The following is a 25,703-nucleotide window of genomic DNA, read 5'->3' on the forward strand; positions in this document are numbered from 1 at the left end:
GGCCTGATATTAAAAATTTCGTTTAGATTCATCAGAACAATTCCTTTCCAGTGGCATTTCGTTCGAGTAAAAAAGTTCTTAAATGAACTCCATTATGGAGTGTAATGTGTCCCAGCTCTCCCAGCTTCCGCCAACCTCGCGAAATATCGAATGGTAAAATCACGGAATCGGGCCGCGATTTGCTTCATATAGCGATCCTTCGGCCAGGACAAGGAAATGGTTCGCTTACACCAGCTTTCTTCGAGTCTGAGCAAGCGGACCCCCGTACCAGTGGATCCGGCCCAAGTAAGGGCGGGCAGGAAAGCCACGCCTTGTCCCGCACGAATGAGTCCGCGTACGGTGGCCGGATCGTCGCTTTCGAAGCGAATCCGGGGCTTGAATCCGGCCAGCCGGCAGAAGGCATCTGTCGTTTCCCGCAACGACTTGCCGGAAGGAAGCATGATGAAATCTTCCTCCCGAAGCTCTTTTAAGCTTACCTGCTGCCGCTGAGCGAGCGGATGGTCAACCGGAACAGCCACCAGAATATCTTCTTCCAGCAAGGAGACGGTTGCCGCTCCCGGAGGGGACTCCGCTCCGTCCGAGAGGCATAAATCGTAGTTCGTCCGAGTGTCCAGCGGGGAAACATGCTGCAGCAAGTTGAATTGAGCCTGTGGACATTCCGCGCGAAAATCCGCCAACAAGTCTGGCAGCAAATGCGAGGATACCCGGACGTCCAGCGTAAGAACGGGAGAGGCGAGTCCGCTGGCATCCTGCAGCTGGCGCTTCCCATCCTCGAGCGCGTCCAAAGCAAGATCTACCTGCTGAAGAAACCTTCTGCCATGCTCGTTTAAGCGGATTGTCTTGCGTTCCCGGTGGAACAACTCGGTCCCAAGCTCCGCTTCCAGGGATGCAATCATTTTACTTAGTGCCGGCTGCGAGATATGCAAGCTTTGGGCTGCTTTCGTCATATGCTCCAAACGAGCCACTGTCTGAAAATACTTCAGCTGCAACAACTCCACTCCGATCTGGCCTCCTGCTTCATAACCAATCAGTTATGATCTTTATAAACAAATATATATTATGGTTCATCAACATAAGCAAGCTATAATAGTCACAACAACGACAGGACAGGAGAGAATCCTCTTGATTGTACAGACGTTATCAGGCAAGGTTGAGGGCGTTAAGCTAGATGGCGCCTACGTTTTCCGTGGCATTCCTTATGCCGCTCCAACGGGAGGATCACGAAGATTCAAGCCGCCGGCTCCCCCGCTTCCCTGGCAAGGCGTACGGCGATGTGATCGGTATGGTCATGCTGCCCCTCAGAATCCTGCTCAGGAAGGCCTTCTAGCGGAGCTAACGCAGTCCGAAGATTGCTTGGTTCTGAACGTATGGATGCCGGAGGACTTCGGCGATGAGCTGAAGCCCGTAATGGTCTATATTCACGGCGGCGGATTCGTATCGGGAACCGGCGCGGATTGTGACGGTTCCAAATACGCGTCGGAGGAAGGGATCGTCTATGTATCGATCAACTATCGGCTGGGGGCATTGGGTTTCTTGGAGTTGAGTGAGTTACTGGGCGAAGAATACGCGAGCTCGGGCAATAATGGCATGCTTGATATTGTCGCTGCCCTGCGGTGGGTTCAGCACAATATCGCCGCTTTTGGCGGCGACCCGTCGCGCGTCACGGTGATCGGGAACTCCGCTGGCGCCAAATGCGTGGCTTCGCTGTACGTCATGCCCAAGGCGCGCAGCCTGTTTCACCGAGCCATCGCCCAAAGCGGAGCCACGCAAGCGATACGCGATCGCAAGACGGCTAACATAACAACACGAAGACTACTGGAGCAGCTAAACATATCACCGGCAGATGCGCACCGATTGTTCGAGCTTCCCGCAGAGAAACTAATTGAAGCCCAATCGGCGGTTGGCTTCGATACCTCGCGCGGTCTGCATATGTTTGGCCCAGTGGCCGATGGGTTCATGATCCCTATGGATCCGCTGGCGAGCCTTGAAGGTAGTGAGGGGCTGCCGCCGCTCTTGATCGGGTCCAACGAGGATGAGGCAGCGATCTTTATCCATAATGATCCGTTGCTAAGATCTCCGGACCGGGAGACGCTGGAGAGATTATTTGGAATCAATGCGGAAGTGGCATGGATGGCTTATCAGCACTACCAGACATTGATGACACCAGAAGCTGCATGGAATCGAACGTTAACCGAGCACCTGTACGCCATAGGGGCCATGCAGTTCGCGGAAGCGGTAGCTTCAGCGGGAGCGCCCGTATGGATGTACCGGCTTCGGTGCGGCGGAAGACTGGGAGCGATCCACGGGTTTGAAGGAAGCCTAATCCAAACGGCCTTAGCCGCAGGTGACCCCGGCTCCATCCCTGCGCTCCCCTCCGACGATCCGTATTTGGTGACAGCTGAAATGAATGGACTTGCCCGCGGGATGAGGGCGGCTTGGTGTGCTTTTATCCGCAATGGTGACCCGAATACGGATCTTTTACCCGCGTGGCCTGTCTACGGAGCAAATCATGCCACCATGGTGCTGGACCTCGTAAGCTCTGTGCATCAGGACTTGCCGGCTCCTGCGGGGATCTGCGTTCCTCACCCGGTTTGGAGGATGCCTTGATTCCGCTGCTCGAAGTTGCCTTGGTCATGTTGGCGCTTGGCCTGCTCCTTGGCTTCGTAGGCGCCGGCGGATCGGGATTTATTATTTCAATTCTAACCGTTGTGTTCGGTTACCCGATTCATACAGCGCTAGGGACTGCACTCGCGGCCATGTTCTTCTCATCCTTCTCCGGTTCGATCAGCCATTACCGGGAAGGGAATATGAAGCTGCGGCCCGGGGTGGTCGTCGGCTTAACCGGTGCAGCGGGTGCGTGGATCAGCTCCGGTTGGTCCTCCCTGATTCCCGAAGATCAGCTGGGATACTTGACCTCCGGCATGCTGTTTGCTTCCGGATTCGCCCTATGGTTTCGCATGGCCTATGTCTCCCGGCGACCGCAGACGCCCGAGAGCATGAACGCCGCCTCCCCCGTCCAAGGCTGGCGGTTCTGGGTGAATGCACCGCTCGTTGGCTTCCTGACCGGCGCTTTATCAGGGCTGTTCGGCATCGGGTCGACCCCTTTCATCCAACTGGGGCTGATGTTGCTCCTTGGAATGTCCATGCGATATGCCGCCGGTACAACGATGCTGGTCATCATGCCGATTGCCCTCGCCGGAGGGGCCGGTTACTTTACCATCGGTTACTTGGATGTGCATTTGCTCGCTGCCGTTGTCATCGGTACGATGAGCGGCGCGTATATTGGCGCCACGTTCACGAAGCGCGTACCTGCGGCTTGGCTCAAAACGTGCATGGTGCTCACTCCGATGCTGGGCGGTGCCATTCTCTTGCTATAGACCGTCGATCCCCAAAGAAACGAAGGACCCTCTGATGAGGGTCCTTCGTTTTTGGATTAAATTAGCTAAGCTGCAGTGTCGTAATGCACGTTTGATCTCCATCAAACGTAGAGATTTCCGATTCCGCGGTTTTACCGTCCTGACTGACTTGAATCAAGTACGTTTGATCGCGCGGCAGCCACAGGTCGATAAATCCGTTTGCTTGGGACGTCATCTTCTGGTCCACCACGGTATTCCCCTTTGCATCGGTGACAGTGACTTGAAACTCTTGCTCGCTCATCTCACCGCGGCATCCGGTCAAGCTATGGATCTCACAAGGATGGGTCTGATTCTCGTAAGGCGCGATCGAGACGAAAAATTCGTCCTTCGGCAGTTCATACGTCTTCGAGTCTCCCTTATCCCCGTCTACGATCAAATGGCTGGACGTAATCGAAGCGGACTTCGCGCTGAGTTTCCCTATGCTGTAATCATGAACCATCTGCTTGATGATCTGGGCGTCTATAGCGTTCGATTCCGTTTGCTTATCGGCTTGACCCGTGAGGAGAAAATAGCTTCCCAACGCGGCAAGCACTATGACCCCGGCCGCTGCCAAGATGGTATTGCGTTTCATTTATCGGCACCCTTTCGTTCTCTCGTATTCAATTGCTTGTTCCTTTTTGAACAATCCAATTATAGCATAATCTTCACAATGTTTCCCATTGTGATCGGAGGAACAGCTTGTAAATCCGCCTCCAGGCAATTTTCAACAGCATATACACCGGAATGACGATCAACATTCCAATGATTCCAAACCAATTACCGCTACCCAACACGAGCAAAATCGTTGTCACTGGGTGGATGTCCAGCTTTTTACCGAACACGTAGGGGGAGATCACATTATCCTGAATCTGCTGCGCCACCAAAATAATCACCAACGCCCAAATGCCGGTAGACGGCGACTCAATGAGGCCGATAATAACAATGGGAATCGCCGAGATAATCGCTCCAAACAGAGGGATAAAATTCATAATCACCGCAATCGTCGTCAATAACAACGCATACGGCAGCCCGATGATCAAGAAGCCTATAAACATCAGCACACCCAAAGCGGCATTGACGATCACCCGGCCGATAATATAATCATTTAACGCCTTATCCATTTCAGTCGCAGCGCGATACACTTCTTTCCGATAGCGAATGGGCGAGAGCTTGACCAGACTGCGTTTGAAGCGATGCCCTTCCTTCAGCATGTAGTAGAGCAGGATCGGGAACGTAAACATCACAATCGCAAACTGGGACAGGAAAGAGAAGAAACTGCTCAAGTAATTGGTCAAAAAGGTGATCCCCTGGCTCAAATACTTTGAAAAATCAGCGGCTAATCCGGAGTCTGAAGGAAGAATGGACGCTAGGAACGGCAGATCTCCCCATTCCTGCAATCGCTCCTCAAGCAAGCTGATAAACTGAGGGATGTTTTGTACTAAATTAATCAATTGGGCTTGCAACATCGGCCAGACCACCGCGATAAAGGCCATCGCCAAGATCGCCAAGACGACATAAAGAATCAAGATCGCCAAAGACCGACGGATCTTATGTTTCTCCATATACTGAACCAGAGGGCGAAGCAAATAGTAAAAGAATCCGGACAGCAAGATCGGAATCATCAGGGCCCCGATCACAGCCTCCATTGGACGGAAAAACGGCCTCACGAGGGAGAATACATACACGATGGCCAGCAGAATTAAAACGAACTTTGCTCCACGTGTCCACCTTTCCAACAAATTCATTCATCATCACCTATCTTTGTATAATTCGTTGTGAAAAAGTTCTCTATTCTATATTATTGGTTTTCAGATCAAAAATAAAATTCGTTGGAATGAACCCCCGATCGATCGAGGTTGGGAGAGCTTTACGTTCATGTTAGCGATAAACGTTATGATGTGAACAAGAAGATAAAATGGGGGGATTTCGACTAAAAAGTTCCGCTATCTAAAATAGGAGAAGAGCGGTCCTAGCCGTCTTCTCCTATCTCTGAAATCGAAATGCCGGATTAGCTTAATTGATGGTAAACACAACACGTGGTTTACCAGAAGAGTCACCCCAAACACTTTCAACCGATGAAAGTGGTACAACTTTTGTATTAACCTGTAGATTTGCTGTCTTAACTATTTCATAAACATTTCGAATTGCCTCAAAAAACTTAGGCATGATTACGCTACCCAGACCACTACCCAGTATTTGGACAGCTGATGAACGAAGCACTGAGCTTGGCAAATCAATATTCTCTTGGCCACTAGACGCGCCAACATTCACAAAACGTACGATATGCCCCTTAGGGATACACTTATAAACGGTCATGATAATGGATCTAGCGCTTTCTCCCCACAAATAGTCGATAATCACATCGATACCTTCAGCAAACTGTTCCTCTAATGCCTTTTCAAACTTCTGAACGCCCTCCGTGCCATCCAACTGAAATGGGACAACGACATCAGCACCTAAAGCATGTAGCTCTTGAAGTTCACGTTCATTTCGACCCGTTGCAATAACTTTCTTGGCACCAAGATGCTTCGCAATTTGAACAGCAAGCCGCCCCGCAGTGCCTGTAGCACCGTTAATCAAAACCGTTTCATTCGGTTGTAAATGGGCGCGGTCATTCAATGCGACCCAACTTGACATGGCTGGATTCGGAATGGCAGCTGCTGTAATATCATCGACTGTATCGGGGATCTTCACCATGTAATCTGGTCGAACAAGGGTCTGCTCGGCCAGTGCACCATATGGAGCTTCTGGCAATAAGAAATAAACACGTTGACCATCAGCCGTAATTCCAACCCCTTCGGCACCTGCAACCTTAGGATAAACGGCATCTGCACTGTAGTGGTTCCCTTCTGAGAGAGCTCTGCTCAAATTACTTAACGCTGAAGCCTTCACATGAACTAATACCTTACCATCGGTCGCTACTGGGGTGTCAAATTCACCATAAACCGGGGATTGCCCTTTTGCATGAATGATTGCTGCTTTCATCCGGCATGTTCCTTTCTTTTATATAGTCAACTTATAAACAGTTTATATCTTACTTTTTTATACCGACTGACATTAAGTAAGAAATATTCCGCCATAATTATACTTGCTAGTTTGTTAAAGCACAAAACTTCTCAAACCTCGTTTGGGCTCATTTTTTTAAAAATTTCGTTAAAAAGCGGTATAAACCATCCACCTTCTAAATAAACCACGGATCTGCTAACAGATCCTTAGTTTCAGCTCCTTATCTGCGGGTTAGATATTAGTATTTCCATAATGAGTGATAATGTAATACAAAAAGAGAAGAGCGGCATAGCCGCCCTTCTCCGATTTCATTCCCTGCTCCTCCTTCACTTCAACCCGCCTGCTGGCCGGCTGCATCAATTCTGGCCTGCGAGGCATTCGAACACTTCTTACAAACTTTCAGTTGTTGCCCTGAGCTGGTGTTTTTGACGTACAACAGCTTAATTCGCGTGCTTCCACACACTGGACAAGTGCCGCGACCGCGCGAAGGTAAATTCCAAAGTGATTTTCCACGTTTATTTTTGGCCATCATCTAATCCCCTTCAACGATAAAATAAGTTCATTTCCGAAACTAGAAGATTTTCTTATGCTCCCGATCCTCTTTCAGAATTTCCACGGCCTCGCGGAACCGCAGGCTGTGCACGATCTCCCGCTCACGCAGGAACTTCAGGCTGTCTTGGATATCCACGTCGTCGGTCATGTCGATGAGCCACTGGTATGTAGCCCGCGCTTTCTCTTCGGCCGCAATGTCCTCGTACAGGTCGGCGATGGGATCGCCTTTGGCCTGGATGTACGTCGCCGTCCACGGTACTCCTGCCGCGTTCTCATAAAACAGCGCCTTATCGTGGTTTACATAATACGGGTCTAATCCCGCCGCCTTCAGCTGCTCTGGTGTCGCATCTTTGGTCAACTTATAGACCATCGTTGCGATCATTTCGAGATGGGCGAACTCCTCCGTCCCGATGTCATTCAAGAGTCCAATCACCTTGTCGGGGATCGTGTATCTCTGATTTAGATAACGCAGCGCTGCTGCCAGCTCCCCATCAGCACCGCCGTATTGCTCGATCAGCAGTTTGGCCATCCGCGGATCGCATTTGCTGACGCGCACCGGGTATTGCAGCTTTTTCTCATACACCCACATATCGCCTGTTTAACCTCCTTTAGCTTCCCGTCACAGATGGAAGGCAGGTTGCTACACCTGCCAAGGCCAAGGGCTTTTCGACCATTCCCACGGGAATTTCGAATACGCGCGCCCGAAGTTTTGCAGCGGGCCGTACAACTGTTGAAAATGATTTGCGTGCTGCGTCCGCTCTTGGGTCAGCTGATTAAACTGCTGGATCGCGGCCAGATCATCCGGATGCGTATCCAGATACAAATTCAGCTCTACCAGTGCGAAGTCCAGCGCTTGCAGCTTCTCAAGCTTCTCGTAATACTCCTGATCGAACGGTTGGTTGTTCGGATTTGTCGACATGGGCTCACCGTCCTTTTCCCCATTTGGATTCATAAGGGCTGTACAAAGCTGGCCATAACGTTCCGTGCTTTAAGGCGTCCATCGGGCTAAACTGCGGCAAATTCGGAGGTTGGAAGTGGATAAACAGCTGCGGAGGGGTGCTGTAGGTTTTTTGCGTGATCGGCGGACACGGGTCGAATGGGCCGATAAACGGGGTCCACACACGTTCCTGAGGATGGTTCAAAGAAACTTCCTCCTTACTTCAAGCATGATCATGCAGGCAAGCCACCAAATTTTCCCTGCATCCTACCTATAACATATGACAATCGCCCAAATAATGAACCGAAATAGACGTATTTTTACAAAAAAAATCACGCTGCCCCTGAACCCAGAGACAGCGTGATGCCGGATGAAGCTTGTCCGGCGTTATTCCTCTTCAATTTCCTCATCCGGCTCCTCGACGACAAGACGGATGACCTTGACGCGCGTGATACGCAACCGGCTGGCCTCTTCAACCTCAAATAAGAAGCGGTCGACTTGCTTTCTTTTACCTTTGGCCGGGGTTCCTTCCAACTCCTTGAACAACCAGCCGCCGATGGAGTCCACTTCGTCGTCTTCGATGTCGCTGCCAACCAATTCGTTAACTTCTTCAATTAACAAGCGGCCGTCCACCGAATAGACATCGTCGGTGATTTTCTCGATATCCGGACGTTCATCCTCGAACTCGTCATGGAGATCGCCAACGATCTCCTCGAGAATTTCTTCTGCCGTCAGCAGGCCGGCTGTTCCGCCGTATTCATCGACGACCAGCGTGACCTGAGAATGCTTCTTCTGCATCAATCGAAGGACCTGGCTGATCTCCATCGACTCCGGTACGTTCAGGATCGGTCGGACCATCTCCTCCAGACGAAGCGGCTTCTCGGGATCAGGCAGCAGCAGGTCGGTAATATGTACGAACCCGATGATCTGGTCCTTATCCTCGACGGCAACCGGATAACGCGAGTGCTTCGTGTTGGCGACGATGTTCATATTCTCTTCCCAGCTCAAATTCGTGTATAAGCAGTCCATATCCGTCCGCGGCAGCATTACCTCACGGGCCAGCATGTCGGAGAAGTCGAAAATATTGTCCATCAGCTTCATTTCATCTTGATCGATGACGCCGCTTTTGGCGCTCTGATCCATGAGAATGCGGATCTCTTCCTCCGAATGCGCCGCTTCGCTCTCACTGGCCGGTTCAATTCCAATCAACCGAAGCGCACCGTTCGCCGCCGTATTCAGCAGCCAGATCACAGGAAGGAAAATGCGATAAAACATCAACAACGGCCAAGACAGCCATAGGGACGTTGCTTCCGACTTTTGGATCGCCAGCGATTTTGGTGCCAGCTCCCCCATGACAATATGTAAAAACGTAATGATCGCAAAACCGACCGCTACCGAGACCGTGGAGATCAAGGTAGGATCGGTTGCGCCCATCTTATGCATCAGCGGTTCAATTAACAGCTCAGACACTGCGGGTTCTCCGACCCACCCGAGACCCAGTGAAGCTAGCGTGATGCCAAGCTGTGTTGCCGACAAGTAAGTGTCAAGCCGTTTATTGACCTTCAGCGCGTAGTTCGCCCGGCGGTTGCCCTCCCGGGCCAATTGGGTCAGCCGGGATTGGCGAACCTTCACGAGCGAAAATTCAGCAGCCACAAAGAATCCGTTTAAGAAGACGAGAATCAGGACGATCAGTAAGTTCCATATTAGCTTGCCGATTTCAAAATTGGTATGAGCATCGATGGCTACCGGCATGTCATACGCCTCTTTTCTAGTTTAGTTCTACCTTATAGCGCAGCCGCTTTGCGCGATTTGAATTCAATGTCTTGATAATACATATCCGCGACCAAGAGATTCGGACCGCAGCAGCCGGCCGCATCGCAGTGGCAGTTGACTTTCTGATTTAATGGATGCTCTGTCAGCCAACGGCTGAAGATCTCATCCAGCTTCCCTTCCCGCACATTCCCAAAGGCTGGGATGGCGGCAAAATCCGTTACAAACACATCCCCGGTGAACATATTCACATTTACGCGGTTACGTCCATCCGGATCATTGCGAACAGTCACGTTAGGCTCTTTCCGCAGTCTGCGTAGCAACGCCAAGTCTTCCTCATTCCCGTTACAAGCAAAGAATGGCAGCGTTCCGAACAGCATCCATATGTCCGGATCCCGAGCGTCCAGCAACGAGTGGATCGCCGCTCGCATCTCGCTTAACGCGAGCACCGGCAACCCTTCAGCAAAATCGGCCGCATACATCGGATGGACCTCATGTCTTTTGCAGCCCATTTCTACAATCATACGATGAATCTCTGGAAGCTTGCGGTGCGTTCGATAGTTAATCATCGATTCGGCCGACACGAACATGCCCGCATCGCTTAATTTGCGCGTATTCTCAATCATCGTCTCGTACATTTTATAAGCGACCTCCCGCTTAACCGGGTGCCCGCTGCGGGCGAATCCGATCTCATGGAAATCGCGTTCGCTTGTATAGTTAAACGAGATGTGCATCACATCCAAATAAGGAAGCAACTTCTCGTAACGTTCATAGTCTAAGGTTAGATTGGAATTGATTTGCGAACGAATCCCGCGCTCCTTGGCATATTTCAGGATCGGGATAATTTTCTCCTCCACGGTTTGGCGCCGAAATGTCGGCTCGCCGCCCGTGATGCTGATCGTCTGTAAATGCTCAACTTCATCTAACGCCTTCAGTATCAGAGGCAGCGGAAGCTGCTCCGGCTCCTTCAGGACGAGACTGTCACCAACCGCGCAGTGCTCGCAACGCATATTACACAGATTCGTTACCGTCAGCTCAACGCTGGTTAAGGCATGCCGCCCGAACTCCCGCAGGGACAAAATCGGATCCCACGGATCATAACTCGGGCTGATTGGCCGAGTGCCTTCATTTATCACTATCGTCTGTTTTCTCATTTTCCACTACCACCATTCTAATCCGTCCGCTCCCGCAATCCAGCTGGAGAGCGAAAAGCGGACATATCTACTGTGTAAGAAGACGTTTCTCCCGTCCTCATTATAAATCTTTTTCCTGGATTTCATTCCAGCTTGAAATATCGTCGGTCTTTGAACAGAATTAACGCATAATAAAGATCCAGAACAAGGCCGCCAAAATAAACCGATAATAAGCAAAATGGCGAAGCTGTACCTTTTGGATGAGTTTTAAGAACGCCAGTACAACCACATAGGCTACCACAAAAGCAACCACAAAACCGATCAAGAAATACCCGATCGTTTCAGATGTTAAATAGCGGTATGAATCCAGCATTTCGTAAGCGGACACTGCACACATGATTGGGATCGCAATAAAGAACGAGAAGTCCGCAGCCGCCTTGTAGCTGGCACCGCTCAGCATGCCGCCGGCGATCGTGGATCCAGACCGGGAGAAGCCGGGCCAGAGCACGGAAATACATTGATACAACCCGATCAGCAGCGCTTGCTTGTAGGTCAGCTGATCCATTTCTTGCGCGGTAACCACCGCTTTGTTCTTATTAAACCATTCGGCAAAGATCATGAATATGCCGCCAACAACCAGCGCCCACAATACCGTCTGCGAGCTGAACAGGCTTTTGATAAAATCGCGGAAGAAAAAGCCGACCACCAATGCTGGCGCAATCCCCAGCAGAACATGGATCAAGTTCAGACGGCCTTTTGGGGCGTTTAGGTCCACAACCGTTATTTTTTTGCTTAAGCCCAGAAGATTTAAAATCCGTTCCCGGTAGACCCAGGCCATGGCCAAGATCGCACCCAACTGAATAACGATTTCAAAGGTTTTCATTTCCGGCGACTGATCATCGTACCCCATCAGCTTGGCAGTTAAGATCATATGTCCCGTTGACGAGACCGGAATAAACTCGGTTAAACCTTCGACAATGGCTAAAATAATCGAGACAATAAAACTCATTCGTTCCTCCTGATCGAGTGTGACTTCGCGCTATAGCTATTCTACTTTTTTCCAACGGGATTGAAAACAGTTATCCACTGCACCGGCCGTCTGCAGCTCAAAGCGGAGCAAATCGCGCAAAAATTCAGGGAGCATATAACGCTTCTCCGTACCTCGCTTTAATCGTTCATAGCCGACGCCAAAGGTGAACATATCCAGCGTGCCTACGAGATACGTCTGGTCGCTCCGCAATGGCTTGCCCGCAACGCTTGCCCGGATGATCCGTTCGAAGGGAGGAGCGTCAGGGTTGTATTCGATCTCCAATCCGTCAACGCAAATGCCGCCAAGCACCTTCCCGCGAAAGCCAAATCCCATAATGAATTTGCCCATCTTCTCCTCAAGCAGCGATTCCTCCAGACTCGCCAAAATATCTTCGCCGGACAGTCGCATCGTACATGGGTTAATCGGCGAAGGGCACCGTTCATGCAGCATTCCTTCGCTGATCTCTCCAGCTGGCAGGCTGGCGAGCAGCTGACCGCTGTTCACCAGCGAGAATTCGCTGCCGGTATGGCGGCGCACAGCTTGAGCCAGCAGATTGCCAAACGGCGATTCCGCCTCATAAGACACCGGCAATTCGCGATCCGTCACCGCAACCGTGCGATTCAAACGGAGCTTGGCTGCTTCTCGCTGCAGGGCGATGGCCGTCTCTACCTGCTCCAGCTTCGGCCCTTCCCCGACAGGCAGGCAAATGCCGTCCATCGATAAACGGCCGGTTCCGGCCTCCCGGTGAACAACAACCTTACCTAAGTAGTTGCCGAACTTCCCGGCAGCCGTGATCACCGTCGATCCGATACGCAGCGGCTCCTCCAGCAGATGATGGGTATGACCGCCGATAATCAGGTCGATGCCCGGAACCGTCTCAGCCAGCTGCCGATCCATCGGCAGGCCTAAATGGGACATCACGATAACCAGATCGACCTCATCGCGCAGCTGACTTACATCCCTGGCGATCGTGTCCAACGGATTCAGGGATTCCAGGCCCAGCAGCTCATAAAACTCGGCAAACGCAGCTGTCGCAGCCACCAGCCCGATCTTAAACCCCTGCTTGCGTATAATGAGACGGCTCTGCATCCACGCCGGGGGCTGCCCTGTCCGCATCTCGATGATATTGCCGCATACGACAGAACTATGCAGGCCAGCGTAGGCCTGGCCCAACATTTCCGGCGTAAAGGTCAGCCCTTCATTATTGCCGATCGTTACCGCATCGTATCCCGTTAGGTTCAACACGTCCACGTTGGCCTGTCCTAAAGTCCCTTCCGTTTCGAGCGCCGCCCGGTCCATATGGTCGCCGATATCGAGAAGGAGCGTAGAAGCCGGCGCCTCGGCACGCAACTCATCAATCATCGCCGCGATGCGCCCCATCGTTTCAAAATGGCTGTGAATATCGTTGGTGTAGAGTATCGTTAACGTTTCCTGGTTCATCTCCGGCATAAGCACTACCTCCTTGCCCTCTCAATCTATTCGGCTTATTCTAAATTTTAGAGTTCAATGTGTATTATATACCTTAAAATTGATCGTTGTCTTGTTATAATGTATATTACTTACAAACTATTCCGAGGAGACTCCTATGAATATTCAAATTGCTCTTTTTGCCGGGTTGGCGGACCGGATCGGTACGTCAACCTTAAGCTTTGCATACCCTTATCCAGAACGTCCAATTACAGCAGCCTCGTTAAAGGAAGCGTTAGCTGAGGCTTATCCCTCAGCAGCTGCGCTGATTTCCGCCTCCTTCGTTGCGGTAAATCAGGAGTACGCTGCAGGCGATACGCCCATCCATGCGGAGGACGAGATCGCACTGATCCCGCCGGTATCCGGCGGAGAATGGAGTTCGAACGATGCTTCGGATCCGGCGGACGATCAACTGTACATCATCACGGAAGAACCGCTGTCCGTGGAGGAGATCACGGCTAAGGTTATCACCCCCGACCATGGCGCCGTTCTAACGTTCACCGGGACTACCCGGGAATGGACGCAAGGTCAACGGACCGTCCATCTCGAATACGAAGCCTATGTGCCGATGGCCTTAGCCAAGCTGCGCCAAATCGGCGCCGAGATCACGGAGCGCTGGCCAGGAACCCGCTGTGCGATTAGCCACCGGATCGGTCGCGTGGATATCGCGGAAATCAGTGTCGTCATCGCCGTATCGGCACCTCACCGGGCCGGATGCTACGAGGCCAGCCGCTACGCGATTGAACGTCTTAAGCAGATTGTCCCGATCTGGAAAAAGGAAATCTGGGAAGACGGTTCGGAGTGGAAGGGCCATGGACTTGGTCCGTGGGACCCTCGTGTACCGGGAGAACACCTCCTTTCGGGTGATTGACAAACCTAACAATTTCGTTGTCAACCCATTTGTTTCCTGATATGATTAAGAAAAACAGGAAGATTACGAGGTGTCATCGTCTTTGAAAGTACATATTATGGAGCTCAGTCCAGGCGACCGTCTCCAACATGACGTATTTAATCATTTCGGCGTTTTTGTTTTGCAGAAAGGCTGTGAATTGAGCAGCGATTCCATCGTTAAGCTAATGCAGCATGGGATCGACTACGTAGATATCGAACCGCAAACCTTAGACGCCGAATTCCCTTCGGATCCTGCCTTCCGGGCCAAGCCATATATGGATGAAGCCGTTGACGGTTTCGAGGAACTGTTCCTGAAAGCGCTAACGAACGGGACGATCGACGAAGCGAAAGTGGACAAGCTGTTAGAGCCGATGATCTCAGAACTGGATAACCAGAAGGACGTCGTCTCTTTATTGCTGATGATTGGTGACGGTGACAATTATACTTACCATCATTCCATGCAAGTCGGCATGCTCAGTTATTATATCGCCTCCTGGTTAGGGTATCCTAAGGAAGAAGCCTACAAGGCTGGGAAAGCCGGCTACTTGATCGATATCGGCAAGAGCAAGGTCCCACAGAGCATTTTATCCAAGCCCGGCAAGCTGACGCCGGAGGAATTCGAAGAAGTGAAGCGTCATTCCGAATACGGTCATGACATTATTCTCAATTCTACCGGAGACGAGCTTTCGGCCTTGGTGGCGCTGCAGCATCACGAACGGGAGGACGGCAGCGGTTATCCGCATGGCTTAACAAGCAAGGATATCCATCCGTTCGCCAAGATCGCCGCGGTTGCAGACGTGTATGCGGCGATGACCTCCAACCGGGTCTACCGCTCGAAGCAGGAGCTGCTGTCCGTGCTGCGCGAGTTAAACAGCCTTAGCTTCGGCCAGTTGAGCCCGGAGCCAACGCAAGCATTGATCCGTCATCTGTTGCCGAACTTCATCGGCAAGAAAGTGATGCTGAGCACCGGCGAGATCGGTTCTATCGTCATGACGAATCAAACGGACTTCTTCCGTCCGCTGGTCAAGACGGATTCCCGATTTGTCGACCTGTCCAAAGAACGCGAAACCTCAATCGCAGAAGTCTATCTCTAATACGCTTTTTCTCCCGGGCCTGCATAGGTTCCGGGTTTTATTTTGCCCAGAATTCTTGAATCAGGAACGCTTACGCATTCGCCCAATCCACTCTTGCCTACCCGTCATACATTAGCAATAAAACAACGGGAGGCGCGCTCACATGCCCAATTACCGCATTATCGTAGATTTATCGGATCGTATGCTGTATCTGCTCGATAACGACATCGTCGTTCGTGGCTTTCCGGTAGGGATCGGAAAAATGCTTACGCAAACCCCAGTAGGAACGTTTGCGATCGTCAACAAGGCCCCCAATCCCGGCGGGCCGTTTGGCGCCTATTGGATGGGCTTGTCCAAGCCCCATTACGGGATCCACGGCACTGATGATCCTTCCTCCATCGGCAAAGAGGTTTCACACGGGTGTATCCGAATGTATAACCCGGACGTCATCGAGCTAGCCCGGATCGTGCCGATCGGAACCAGCGTAACGATCCGTCAATAAGTACAAAAAGGAGAAGTCCTGCTCAGGGGGCTTCTCTTTTTCATTGTGACTTAACAACGTTCGGACTGTTTTGATATCATGCCCAAGGCAGATTCGAGCAAAATAAAAAAGAATCCGCAGAAAATTCTACGGATTCTAAGCAGTCTTATTCTTAACCGATCGAGCCTTCCATCTCGAACTTGATTAAGCGGTTCATCTCTACTGCATATTCCATCGGCAGCTCTTTCGTGAACGGCTCGATAAAGCCCATAACGATCATTTGCGTTGCTTCTTCTTCGGTCAGACCGCGGCTCATCAGATAGAAGAGCTGCTCTTCCGACACTTTCGATACGGTCGCCTCATGCTCCAGCGTGATGTTGTCGTTCATAATCTCGTTGTACGGGATCGTATCCGACGTCGACTCGTTATCGAGAATCAGCGTATCGCACTTGATGTTCGATTTCGCGCCTTCCGCTTGACGGCCGAAGGAAGCGAGACCGCGGTAAGTTACCTTGCCGCCATGCTTGGAAATCGACTTCGATACGATCGTCGATGTGGTATCCGGCGCCAAGTGGATCATTTTCGCACCGGCATCTTGCAACTGACCTTTGCCGGCAACGGCGATGGACAGCACGCTGCCTTTCGCGCCGCGGCCTTTCAAGATAACTGCCGGGTACTTCATCGTCAGCTTCGAACCGATATTGCCGTCAACCCATTCCATCGTAGCATTCTCTTCGGCTACCGCACGTTTAGTAACCAGGTTATAGATGTTTGGTGCCCAGTTCTGGATCGTCGTGTAGCGAACACGAGCGTCCTTCTTCACGATGATTTCCACGACCGCGCTATGCAGCGAGTTCGTGCTGTAGATCGGTGCCGTGCAGCCTTCGGTGTAGTGTACAAAGCTGCCTTCATCGGCGATGATCAGCGTACGTTCGAACTGACCCATGTTCTCGGAGTTGATCCGGAAATATGCCTGAAGCGGCACTTCACATTTCACACCTGGCGGCACGTAAATGAAGCTGCCCCCGGACCATACGGCGCTGTTCAGAGCTGCAAACTTGTTGTCCGCAGCAGGAACTACCGTCCCGAAATACTCTTTGAACAGTTCCGGATACTCACGCAATGCGGAATCTGTATCCATGAAGATAACCCCTTGATCTTCAAGGTCCTTCTGAATGCTGTGGTATACGACCTCCGACTCGTATTGCGCGGAGACGCCGGCCAGGAACTTCTGCTCGGCCTCTGGAATCCCCAGCTTATCAAACGTTTCTTTGATTTCTGCCGGGACTTCTTCCCACGTCTTACCTTGTTTCTCAGATGGTTTCACGTAGTATTGAATATCGTTAAAATCGAGCTCGCTCAAATCTCCGCCCCAACGCGGCAACGGCATTTTCTCGAACTGCTCAAGCGATTTGAGGCGGAAATTAAGCATCCACTCCGGCTCGCCTTTAATACGGGAGATTTCCGTTACGATTTCACGGGTCAAGCCTTTACCGGATTGAAAGATCGCCTTGTGTTCATCCCGGAAACCGTATTTATACTCTTCTAATTCCGGTGCTTTTTTGGCCATGTTCGGCTACCTCCTCAGGGGATTAGATTTCCGCTTGGATTCCTTTTTTCAGCGCATTCCAAGCTAACGTAGCGCATTTGATGCGGGCAGGAAATTTTCTAACGCCGGATAAGGCCTCAAGATCTTCATAGTCGTCAAACTCCACCGTTTCTCCCATCATCAGCCGGGAGAACCGTCCAGCTAGCTCCATCGCGTCCTCGATCGTCCGTCCTTTGACGGCCTCCGTCATCATCGAAGCCGACGACATGCTGATGGAGCAGCCTTCCCCGGTAAAGCGGGCGTCCTTGACGACGTCTCCTTCCACAATCAACTGCAAGGAAATGCGGTCGCCGCAGGTCGGATTGTTCAAATCGACCGTCAGCGCGCCTTCCTCAAACTTCCCGCGGTTCCGCGGATTTTTATAATGATCCATTATGACACGGCGGTATAAATCGTCTAGTTGCATCACCCAAAATACTCCTTTGTTTGGATTAAAGCTTCCGCCAGTCGGTCGATATCCTGTTCCGTATTGTATAAATACAGGCTTGCTCTAGCCGTTGCGCTTGCTTCAAGCCAACGCATCAGCGGCTGGCAGCAGTGGTGACCCGCCCGGATGGCGATCCCGGAAGCATCAAGCACGGTCGCAACATCATGCGGGTGAATGTCCTGCAGATTGAAGGTAATCAGCCCCACTTCGCGCTCGCGCGGTCCATATAGGGCCAGCCCTTCGATCTCTGACAGGCGGTTCATCGCATAAGTGGCAAGCTTGGCCTCGTGCCGGTGAATTTCCTCAAGCCCGATGCCTTCAAGGAAATCGATGGCTGCCGCCAATCCAACCGCACCCGCGATAATCGGCGTCCCGCCTTCAAATTTCCACGGAAGCTCCTTCCAGCTTGATTCATACAATCCGACATCGTCGATCATTTCTCCGCCGTATTCGATCGGCTCCATGGCTTCCAGCAGATGCTTCTTTCCATAGAGTACCCCAATTCCAGTTGGTGCGCACATTTTGTGGCCGGAAAAAGCATAAAAATCAGCATCCAGCTCCTGTACGTTAACCTTCATGTGCGGGGTGCTCTGCGCGCCGTCAACAACCATAACCGCCCCGTTGCGATGAGCAATCGCCGCGAGCTCCTTGACGGGATTAACAACGCCCAGGACGTTGGATACGTAGGCGGTCGCCACGATCTTCGTCTTGGGAGTAATCGTCTTCTCCGCATCCGCCAAATCGATATGACCGTCCGGCTGCAGCGGGATATATTTCAATACAGCTTTCTTCTTCAACGCCAATTGCTGCCAAGGAATCAAATTGCTATGATGCTCCATCGGAGTAATGACGATTTCGTCGCCTTCACCGACATTCGCCGCTCCGTAAGAGGATGCAACCAAATTCAGCGACGTCGTTGTGCCCCGGGTAAAAATAATCTCTTCCCGGCGCGCAGCCCCGATAAATCGGGCTACCTTCTCGCGAGCGTTCTCGTAAGCATCGGTCGCCCGGCTGCCCAGCGTATGCACGCCGCGATGCACGTTCGCATTATCCGATTCGTAATAATGCTTTAATGCTTCGATCACGACGGCCGGCTTCTGCGAGGAAGCCGCGCTGTCGAGATAAACGAGCGGATGCCCGTTTATCTCTTGCTGCAGAATCGGGAATTGCTTCTTGAGCTCTTCAGCATGGATACTCATTGTCCCAGCTTCCTTTCCACCAGACCTTGCAGTTGCTTCTGCAACGGTTCCAGCGGGATATCCGAAACCACCGGCGCCAAGAAGCCGTAGATCACCAAGCGTTCCGCCTCTGCACGGGTAATCCCGCGGGACATCAAGTAGTAAATTTGTTCCGGGTTCACCTGCCCAACGGAAGCGGCGTGTCCTGCGGAAACGTCATCTTCGTCAATCAGCAGAATCGGGTTGGCGTCACCGCGGGCTTTCGGGCTCAGCATGAGCACTTTCTCGGTTTGCTGGCCGTCCGCTTTCGTGGCACCTTTCTCAATTTTCGTGATCCCGTTAATAATCGCCGTAGCTTCTTCCCGCATCACCGCGCGGGTAATCATTTGGCTGTTCGAGCTCTTCCCGTAATGTACGGCCTTCGTCGTATAGTTCAAACGTTGTTTCCCCGAACCAACGGCGATGACCTTCGCATCAGAGTTCGAGCCGTTCCCTTTCAAGATCGACAGCGTTTCGCTTGCCGAATCGCCATTGTTCATCTCGCCGATGATCCATTCGATGCTGCCGTCATTCTCAACAACGGCGCGGCGATATGTCACATCCGTCGCTTGCTCGGCCAAATGGTGCACCGTCGCGAATTGGACTTTGGCGCCCGGCTTCACGATTACTTCGGCTGCACCGTTATGCACGATGTTTCCATTGAGATTTACAGAAATATAGTTATCCACGTAGGTAACTTGGCTGTTCGTGTCCGCCACGATCAGAACGTGAGGCGTGAACGAGGAGCTCGCGTCATCCAACAGGAAAATTGTTTGCAGCGGCGTATCAATCACCACGTTCTTCGGAACGTACAGGAAAACTCCGCCATTCCACAAAGCTGCATGCAAAGCGGCCAAGCGATTCTCATCCGGCTTGATCACGCTGTGCAGGTGCGCCTTCACCAGATCCCCATGCTCCCGCACGGCGGTCTCCAAATCGGTGAAGATCACGCCTTGGCTTGCCAGCTCCGGTGCCAACTTGGTAAATACAGTATCTGCATTCCGTTGAACAAGCAGATTGCTCTGCTCATTCAATTCCACCAGCGATTGAATGCTGTCAGGTAACTGCTGCGTATGTTCACCCCGAGCTTCAGCAAGTGTTCCGAAGTTGCTCAAATCCCAGCGGTCAATCCGCGTCTTCTCCAATTTGGGCAGTTCCAGTTCCGCCGCCAGTTGCAGCGCCTTCGTCCGGCTGTCGGTCAGCCAGTCCGGTTCGCCGCGCTTCGCGGACAGTTGTTTGAGTTGCTCCGCTTCTACCGGAAGTACGGTTTGTGTCGTCATTCTTTACTCCTCCTTCCGATTAGGCTTCTTGACCAACTGTTTCGTCCACGATACCCAGCTCTTCTTTGACCCAATCGTAACCTTCCGCTTCCAGGCGTTCGGCAAGCTCAGGACCGCCGGATTTCACGATACGGCCTTGCATCATCACGTGAACGAAGTCCGGTTTGATGTAGTTTAACAGACGTTGATAGTGAGTAATAATCAAGAAGCCGCGGTCTTCGCTGCGCATGGAGTTAACACCATTGGCCACGATCCGCAAAGCGTCGATGTCAAGACCAGAGTCGATTTCGTCCAGAATAACGATCTTCGGATCAAGCAGCAGCATTTGCAAAATTTCGTTCCGTTTCTTCTCCCCGCCGGAGAAACCTTCGTTCAAATAACGGTGCGCAAACTCTGGATTCATCTCCAGCACTTTCATTTGCTCTTCCATTTGACGAATGAATTTGATCAGGGAAATTTCATTCCCTTCACCGCGGCGGGCATTAATGGCACTGCGCAGGAAGTCTGCATTCGTTACGCCAGCGATCTCGCTCGGATATTGCATCGCGAGGAACATCCCAGCGCGGGCGCGTTCGTCAACGGCCATCTCCAGCACGTCTTCCCCGTTCAGCGTCACTTTACCATCCGTAACTTCATACTTCGGGTGACCCATCAGCGCAGAAGCCAGCGTACTTTTCCCGGTTCCGTTCGGACCCATGATGGCGTGAATTTCTCCGCCTTTTATCTCAAGGTTAATCCCTTTCAGGATCTCCTTCTCCTCGATTGTTGCTTTCAAACCCTCAACTACAAAATGCGTTGCCATGTAACTGCTCCTTCCATTCACGAAAATTACGGTATTTGCTTAGGGCCGCCGCCCTCGTTCTTGCCATTATATCATAACAATTATCACATTAGAATAATTCTAAGTGATTCTCACTGATTCTCACTTCATTCTAACCTACTTTATTGGCATAAGCAACGTATGGCGGCGGATGTTCACCGTTATGCAATATCGTTGTCACAGAATGCAAAAGGACCCGGCCCGCGTTTGCGGCCAAGCCCTCTTGGAATGCGTGCTGTCTTCGACTCCGGTAAGAGCTATCAATCCAAATACGCCCGGAGCATCCACATGTGTTTTTCCCATTTGCCAAGATAACCGGTTAACAAATCGCTGGTGACGTTATCCTCCACCTGATCCGCGAGACCAATCCCTTCGTTGTACGCCTCCGTTAAGGTCGCCAGGTCCTCAAGCACATGCTGAACCATCGCCTGCGGCTCCTCCTTCCCGGTTGCCTCCTGAATGGTGGCCAGGTCCAGATACTCTTCCAGCGATGCTGCCGGGTTCCACTTCAGCGCCAGCATTCGCTCGGCAATGGCATCCATTTGTTCAGTAACTTCATTATACAACTCCTCAAATTTGGCGTGCAGCCGAAAGAAATTTGTCCCTTTCACATACCAATGGTAGTTGTGCAGCTTCACATAAAGCACGTTCAGGTTGGCAACTTGTTCGTTCAGCAGTTGCTCCAGGCTGGATTTCTTCGTATTCTTTGCTGGTTTGGCTTCCGATTTGGCCATCCTTATCCCCTGCTTTCTTCAATAAAATGTTGTCATTATCTTACCCTGATTCAGGCGGGGTGAAACAAAAGATCCATAGATGTATAGATTTGTGTAAATTTCTTGATGTTTGGACTATGATTGTTGTCATAGTGGTGCTATTATTATTGAGGATTTTCAACAGAAAAGGATGACCTTTCTCTGCCTAACTTGAAATCACTGTGGGGGAATTATGGAAAATCAAACCGGTCAACATCAGAAACAAGATGACGAATTGGGCTATTTATTTAACGTCGAGATTCTAGTCAAAGGGACAACGAACCCGATGGCTCTGCAAGCGCTGATGAAGCTGCTGAACGACAGCCCTGACATTATAGATTACCGCATTAATTCCGGAATCGAGCTGGGACGAATCATCGAATCTACCTTGGCTTCTCGTAAGCAGTCCCGCATTGATACCGCCCAAGCCGAAAAGGCCAAGAATAGCGGTAAAGAAACGACGAAGCCATCCGCTGCGGTGGAGAAGAAGAAAAGTGAGCCGGCTTCGAGCAACTTCAAGGAGTTGACCACAAGCGATGAATTCCAAGACTGGATTCAAAGCTACATTACAGGCAATAAGCTTGTCCGATTGTACATCAATCGTAACGGGAAGCGGACGAGTATGCCGTGCCGAATCCTAAACTTCCTTCCGGAAACTTATGCTGTGAGTGTATACCACGTCGACGAGAAGCAGGTCTACACACTGAAGCTAAGCGAGATCATCGATTTTTTAGATACGTGAAAAATATCTGAACAATGCAGTCAAAAGGGCTGGCGTTTCCTGTGGATGCAGGTTGCGCCAGCCCTTTTCAAGCCCCCGCCCGCGGTGCTGCCTTCCAGGCTTCCAGTGCGAGCATTAGCCAGCCAGCTAGAAATGACACGCCGCCAAGCGGTGTCACCGGACCAAGCCATCGCAAGTCCCAGACGGCAAGGCCGTATAAGCTGCCAGAAAATAAGATCACGCCGATCAGAAATAGCCGTCCACTCCACAACAGCCGCTTAGAGTCTCCCCACTTCGCGGCAAATAACGCGGTCAGCAGCATGGCAAGGCCATGAATCATTTGATAATGGACTCCGGTCTCAAACGTGCCTATGGCAGCCTCCCCGATCCGCTCTTTCAAGATGTGAGCGCCAAACGCACCAAACGCCACAGAGAGAAGCATGACAATCGCTCCGATCCCCGCATATTTTCGCTGCACTATTGATTTCACCCTTTCTGATCATGTCCATTCGCCTTCGTGTCCATCATACCGCAGCGCTTTGCCTGATTTCCACCATCGTTTCAACCAAAAATATCCTTGCAATTTTCAGGAGGATATTTGAAGATGGTCTTGAATAGGTTTACATTACATAATGTCAATTAAAGGAGTTTTGGGATGGATCATCGTCAATCGGAGCAAGATCCTGTATCACCTTATTTTGCCCCCCATGAGCCAATGAACCGAGTAAAATTCTCCGGCCCCGGCATCGCCTCCTTCATACTCAGCTTAGTTGCCGTAGTTGGCTATATCGCTGCGCTGGCATTGATTATTTCTACAGCTATGGATCTCGTGGACCAGCCTGCGGAGGCCATCGCCGCGGACCTGATGCAACGAAGCGGGACGGTGCTTGGCGTTTTGCTGTTCCTCATTTCCGGCGTATTGGACCTGGTCGGATTGATTCTAGGCATCGTAGGCTTGGCGATTCGAAATCGGAGGAAAGTGTTTGCGATACTAGGCACGATTTTTTCGGTCTTGCCATTAGTTCTCTTCATCTTTTTGATCGTACTTGGCAGCCTCACGGGCTAAAATAACGCAACACCTTGCAAGCTTTACCTCAAAAAAGGCAGCGTCTATCGCAGACGGCTGCCGAAAGCCCCAAACTCCGCGGGTCTTTAGTCGGTCTTGGGGCTTTTCCTTGTCTTGTTCTTTTTGATAGAATGGATGAAAGTTCTTCTTTACATTACATCGAATTTGGATCAACTAACCAAGGAGACTGTTTATGTCTAAAGTGAAAATTTTTGCGGATAGTACCTCGGATCTGCCAGCTGGTTGGGTCGAACGGTATGATATCGGCCTGGTTCCGCTTTACGTCGTATTCGGCGATGAAACGTTCCGGGACGGCATCGACATTACCCCGCTCGAGATTTATCGCCGGGTGGAGGCCGAAGGGCAATTACCTAAGACAACAGCCCCATCCCCCAAAGATTTTATGAGCGCTTTCGGCCCTTACATCGATCAAGGAATGGACATCGTGTATATCAGCTTGTCGTCCAAGCTGTCGTCCACCTATCAGAACGCGCTTATCGCAGCTGCGGAATATCCCGAGGGTCGAGTTCATATCGTAGATTCCTTGACGCTGTGCAGCGGGATCGGGATGCTGGTCATGAAGGCCGTACGCCTGGCTGAGCAAGGGTGGGGAGCCGCAGAAATCGCTGGACAAGTTGCCGCCTTACGCTCCCAAGTGGAGACACAATTTGTCATTGATACGTTGGATTATTTGTACAAAGGCGGTCGCTGTTCCGGGATGCAGAACATCATGGGCAGCCTGCTGCAGATTCGTCCGGTCCTGAAGATGGTGGACGGGAACATCATCCCGGCTTACAAAGTACGAGGCCGCAAGGAGAAAGCCGTGCAGCTCATGCTTGACAATGCCCTGGCCGACAAAGATCAGATGGATGAGGATTTGATCTTGGTCGCACATACGCTCGCGGAGGAGGAGGCCCATCGGTTATCCGTGATTTTGCGGGAGCAGACCGGTGTACGAGAAGTCGCTGTTGCAGAAGCTGGCTGCGTCATTTCGAGCCACTGCGGCCCCCATACCGTCGCGATTATGTATGCAAGAAAATCGGCGGCTTCATAAGTCCCATAGATAACCATAGACGTTTAGGAGGATTTATATGGGTTCCATTAAAATTTTTGCAGACAGCACTTGCGATCTCCCCGCTGAATGGATTGCGCAGTACGACATCGGCATTGTGCCTCTGTATGTGACGTTTTCGGAACAAACTTACAAGGACGGAATCGATCTGACGGTGCCTGAGCTCTACAAGAAAGTCGATGAGACGGGCAAATTGCCTAAGACGGCGGCACCGTCACCGGCGGATTTCATCGAAGCGTTTCGTCCACATATTGAGGAAGGCCGGAAAATTCTCTATATCAGCTTGTCCTCAGAGCTGTCCTCGACTTATCAAAATGCGTTGATTGCCGCAGACGAATTTGCCGAAGGCATGGTGACGGTGTTCGATTCCCTGAATTTATCGAGCGGCATCGGGCTGCAGGTGATGAAAGCCGTTAACGCTGCTGCAGAAGGCAAGAGCGTTGAAGAAATCGTTGCCCTGTTGACTGCCGTGCGTCCGCAGGTCGAGACCGAATTTGTCATCGATTCGCTGGATTATCTGTATAAGGGTGGTCGCTGCTCGGGGATGCAGAACATCGTTGGCAGTCTGCTAAAAATTCGGCCTGTGATCAAGGTCGAGAACGGCAAAATGACGCCAGCATACAAAATTCGCGGCAGCCGGGACAAAGCGCTCGATCAGCTGTTAAACAATGCGCTTAGCCATCTATCTGAGATGGATGATGATCTCATCTTCGTCACGCATTCCTTGGCGGATGAGGACGCGAAGGTGCTGAAGGAAGCGTTAGAAGCCAAGACGAACGCCCGCCAAGTTGCGGTGTCCAATGCCGGCTGCGTCATCTCCAGCCACTGCGGCGCCAAAACGATTGGTATCCTGTATACGAAGAAGCTGGCATAAGTTTTATGCAAAATAAAAAAGGAAGACCAGGGACTCTCCCCGGCCTTCCTTTTTGCGTCTTGAGGCACAAAAAAAACGGGACTCTCAGTAACAACGCTGGAATCCCGGTGATCAATCTGATTTTATCTAG

At 51.3% G+C, this 25,703-nt stretch carries 28 protein-coding genes; 9 read left to right on the forward strand and 19 right to left on the reverse strand.

All coding sequences use genetic code 11. The annotated features are described in order from the left end of the window. Nucleotides 1-92: 92 nt before the first annotated feature. A complete protein-coding gene (locus PBA01S_RS11155) occupies nt 93-998 on the reverse strand; it encodes a LysR family transcriptional regulator (RefSeq protein ID WP_028538246.1) in 906 nt (301 codons plus the stop codon). A gap of 124 nt (nt 999-1,122) precedes the next feature. Here PBA01S_RS11155 and PBA01S_RS11160 point away from each other — a divergent pair, with 124 nt between their 5' ends. Further along, complete coding sequence (locus tag PBA01S_RS11160; RefSeq protein ID WP_028538245.1) at nt 1,123-2,607, forward strand: carboxylesterase/lipase family protein; 1,485 nt, start codon at nt 1,123-1,125, stop codon at nt 2,605-2,607. A 26-nt stretch (nt 2,608-2,633) separates the two neighbouring features. Then, a complete protein-coding gene (locus PBA01S_RS11165) occupies nt 2,634-3,377 on the forward strand; it encodes a sulfite exporter TauE/SafE family protein (protein ID WP_036699534.1) in 744 nt (247 codons plus the stop codon). Between the two features lie 61 nt (nt 3,378-3,438). Here PBA01S_RS11165 and PBA01S_RS11170 read toward each other — a convergent pair whose 3' ends face one another. From PBA01S_RS11170 to PBA01S_RS11220, 11 genes are all read right to left on the reverse strand, one after another. Continuing rightward, a complete protein-coding gene (locus tag PBA01S_RS11170; protein ID WP_127576005.1) occupies nt 3,439-3,987 on the reverse strand; it encodes a CueP family metal-binding protein in 549 nt (182 codons plus the stop codon). 73 nt (nt 3,988-4,060) lie between these two features. Further along, nucleotides 4,061-5,140, reverse strand: coding sequence for an AI-2E family transporter (locus PBA01S_RS11175; RefSeq protein WP_028538242.1), 1,080 nt, complete (start codon nt 5,138-5,140; stop codon nt 4,061-4,063). A gap of 268 nt (nt 5,141-5,408) precedes the next feature. After that, the gene (locus PBA01S_RS11180) at nt 5,409-6,380 is read right to left on the reverse strand and encodes a quinone oxidoreductase family protein (protein WP_127576006.1); all 972 of its coding nucleotides are present in this window, start codon (nt 6,378-6,380) and stop codon (nt 5,409-5,411) included. Between the two features lie 352 nt (nt 6,381-6,732). Beyond that, nucleotides 6,733-6,930 (reverse strand): hypothetical protein, encoded by a 198-nt coding sequence (locus PBA01S_RS23125; RefSeq protein WP_036625379.1) that lies wholly within the window; start codon nt 6,928-6,930, stop codon nt 6,733-6,735. A 42-nt stretch (nt 6,931-6,972) separates the two neighbouring features. Then, nucleotides 6,973-7,542 carry a manganese catalase family protein gene (locus PBA01S_RS11190; protein WP_028538240.1) on the reverse strand — a complete coding sequence of 190 codons (570 nt, stop codon included), beginning with the start codon at nt 7,540-7,542 and terminating at the stop codon, nt 6,973-6,975. A gap of 51 nt (nt 7,543-7,593) precedes the next feature. After that, nucleotides 7,594-7,872 carry a spore coat protein CotJB gene (locus tag PBA01S_RS11195; RefSeq protein ID WP_016312893.1) on the reverse strand — a complete coding sequence of 93 codons (279 nt, stop codon included), beginning with the start codon at nt 7,870-7,872 and terminating at the stop codon, nt 7,594-7,596. A 4-nt stretch (nt 7,873-7,876) separates the two neighbouring features. Then, entirely contained in the window at nt 7,877-8,095 is a 219-nt protein-coding gene (locus PBA01S_RS11200; RefSeq protein ID WP_085279223.1) for a spore coat associated protein CotJA, read from the reverse strand. A 182-nt stretch (nt 8,096-8,277) separates the two neighbouring features. Beyond that, on the reverse strand, nt 8,278-9,630 hold the full coding sequence (locus PBA01S_RS11205; RefSeq protein WP_036625381.1) for a hemolysin family protein: 1,353 nt from the start codon (nt 9,628-9,630) through the stop codon (nt 8,278-8,280). Nucleotides 9,631-9,674: 44 nt separating this feature from the next. Next, nucleotides 9,675-10,814 (reverse strand): radical SAM/CxCxxxxC motif protein YfkAB, encoded by a 1,140-nt coding sequence (gene yfkAB, locus PBA01S_RS11210; RefSeq protein WP_127576007.1) that lies wholly within the window; start codon nt 10,812-10,814, stop codon nt 9,675-9,677. 160 nt (nt 10,815-10,974) lie between these two features. Beyond that, on the reverse strand, nt 10,975-11,802 hold the full coding sequence (locus PBA01S_RS11215) for an undecaprenyl-diphosphate phosphatase (RefSeq protein WP_127576008.1): 828 nt from the start codon (nt 11,800-11,802) through the stop codon (nt 10,975-10,977). Nucleotides 11,803-11,838: 36 nt separating this feature from the next. After that, nucleotides 11,839-13,272 carry a bifunctional metallophosphatase/5'-nucleotidase gene (locus PBA01S_RS11220; RefSeq protein WP_127576009.1) on the reverse strand — a complete coding sequence of 478 codons (1,434 nt, stop codon included), beginning with the start codon at nt 13,270-13,272 and terminating at the stop codon, nt 11,839-11,841. Between the two features lie 136 nt (nt 13,273-13,408). On the opposite strand from PBA01S_RS11220, the gene PBA01S_RS11225 reads away from it, so the two are divergent. The 3 genes from PBA01S_RS11225 (at nt 13,409) to PBA01S_RS11235 (ending at nt 15,756) form a co-directional block, all read left to right on the forward strand. After that, complete coding sequence (locus tag PBA01S_RS11225; protein ID WP_009227092.1) at nt 13,409-14,161, forward strand: molybdenum cofactor biosynthesis protein; 753 nt, start codon at nt 13,409-13,411, stop codon at nt 14,159-14,161. An 82-nt stretch (nt 14,162-14,243) separates the two neighbouring features. Next, complete coding sequence (locus tag PBA01S_RS11230) at nt 14,244-15,275, forward strand: HD-GYP domain-containing protein (RefSeq protein ID WP_028538233.1); 1,032 nt, start codon at nt 14,244-14,246, stop codon at nt 15,273-15,275. Nucleotides 15,276-15,417: 142 nt separating this feature from the next. After that, nucleotides 15,418-15,756, forward strand: coding sequence for a L,D-transpeptidase (locus tag PBA01S_RS11235; RefSeq protein ID WP_085170202.1), 339 nt, complete (start codon nt 15,418-15,420; stop codon nt 15,754-15,756). Nucleotides 15,757-15,907: 151 nt separating this feature from the next. Here the strand turns inward: PBA01S_RS11235 and sufB are convergent, their stop codons facing one another. The 6 genes from sufB to PBA01S_RS11265 all read right to left on the reverse strand — a co-directional run bounded on the left by sufB (nt 15,908) and on the right by PBA01S_RS11265 (nt 21,822). Then, nucleotides 15,908-17,305: a Fe-S cluster assembly protein SufB gene (sufB, locus tag PBA01S_RS11240; RefSeq protein WP_127576010.1), complete on the reverse strand. Its 1,398-nt coding sequence runs from the start codon at nt 17,303-17,305 to the stop codon at nt 15,908-15,910. A 22-nt stretch (nt 17,306-17,327) separates the two neighbouring features. Further along, on the reverse strand, nt 17,328-17,750 hold the full coding sequence (sufU, locus tag PBA01S_RS11245; RefSeq protein ID WP_036646693.1) for a Fe-S cluster assembly sulfur transfer protein SufU: 423 nt from the start codon (nt 17,748-17,750) through the stop codon (nt 17,328-17,330). Then, nucleotides 17,750-18,970: a cysteine desulfurase gene (locus PBA01S_RS11250; protein WP_127576011.1), complete on the reverse strand. Its 1,221-nt coding sequence runs from the start codon at nt 18,968-18,970 to the stop codon at nt 17,750-17,752. The genes sufU and PBA01S_RS11250 overlap by 1 nt, the downstream gene beginning before the upstream one ends. Further along, nucleotides 18,967-20,268 (reverse strand): Fe-S cluster assembly protein SufD, encoded by a 1,302-nt coding sequence (sufD, locus tag PBA01S_RS11255; protein WP_127576012.1) that lies wholly within the window; start codon nt 20,266-20,268, stop codon nt 18,967-18,969. Before sufD ends, PBA01S_RS11250 begins: the two co-directional genes overlap by 4 nt. 19 nt (nt 20,269-20,287) lie before the next feature. After that, nucleotides 20,288-21,070, reverse strand: a complete 783-nt coding sequence (sufC, locus tag PBA01S_RS11260; RefSeq protein WP_016312906.1) for a Fe-S cluster assembly ATPase SufC — start codon at nt 21,068-21,070, stop codon at nt 20,288-20,290. Nucleotides 21,071-21,348: 278 nt separating this feature from the next. Continuing rightward, nucleotides 21,349-21,822, reverse strand: a complete 474-nt coding sequence (locus PBA01S_RS11265; protein ID WP_009227084.1) for a Dps family protein — start codon at nt 21,820-21,822, stop codon at nt 21,349-21,351. A 211-nt stretch (nt 21,823-22,033) separates the two neighbouring features. Here PBA01S_RS11265 and PBA01S_RS11270 point away from each other — a divergent pair, with 211 nt between their 5' ends. Beyond that, complete coding sequence (locus tag PBA01S_RS11270; protein WP_028538227.1) at nt 22,034-22,582, forward strand: hypothetical protein; 549 nt, start codon at nt 22,034-22,036, stop codon at nt 22,580-22,582. Between the two features lie 67 nt (nt 22,583-22,649). On the opposite strand, the gene PBA01S_RS11275 is transcribed toward PBA01S_RS11270, so the two are convergent. Further along, nucleotides 22,650-23,039, reverse strand: coding sequence for a DUF423 domain-containing protein (locus PBA01S_RS11275; protein ID WP_174844480.1), 390 nt, complete (start codon nt 23,037-23,039; stop codon nt 22,650-22,652). Between the two features lie 177 nt (nt 23,040-23,216). Between PBA01S_RS11275 and PBA01S_RS11280 the strand changes: the two genes are divergently transcribed. The 3 genes from PBA01S_RS11280 (at nt 23,217) to PBA01S_RS11290 (ending at nt 25,573) form a co-directional block, all read left to right on the forward strand. After that, nucleotides 23,217-23,627 carry a hypothetical protein gene (locus PBA01S_RS11280; protein ID WP_085279215.1) on the forward strand — a complete coding sequence of 137 codons (411 nt, stop codon included), beginning with the start codon at nt 23,217-23,219 and terminating at the stop codon, nt 23,625-23,627. Nucleotides 23,628-23,820: 193 nt separating this feature from the next. Further along, the gene (locus PBA01S_RS11285; protein ID WP_085279214.1) at nt 23,821-24,681 is read left to right on the forward strand and encodes a DegV family protein; all 861 of its coding nucleotides are present in this window, start codon (nt 23,821-23,823) and stop codon (nt 24,679-24,681) included. A 37-nt stretch (nt 24,682-24,718) separates the two neighbouring features. Further along, nucleotides 24,719-25,573: a DegV family protein gene (locus PBA01S_RS11290; protein ID WP_016312912.1), complete on the forward strand. Its 855-nt coding sequence runs from the start codon at nt 24,719-24,721 to the stop codon at nt 25,571-25,573. Nucleotides 25,574-25,703: the final 130 nt, after the last annotated feature.

Source organism: Paenibacillus barengoltzii NBRC 101215, from assembly GCF_004000745.1.
Classification (GTDB): Bacteria; Bacillota; Bacilli; order Paenibacillales; family Paenibacillaceae; genus Fontibacillus; species Fontibacillus barengoltzii.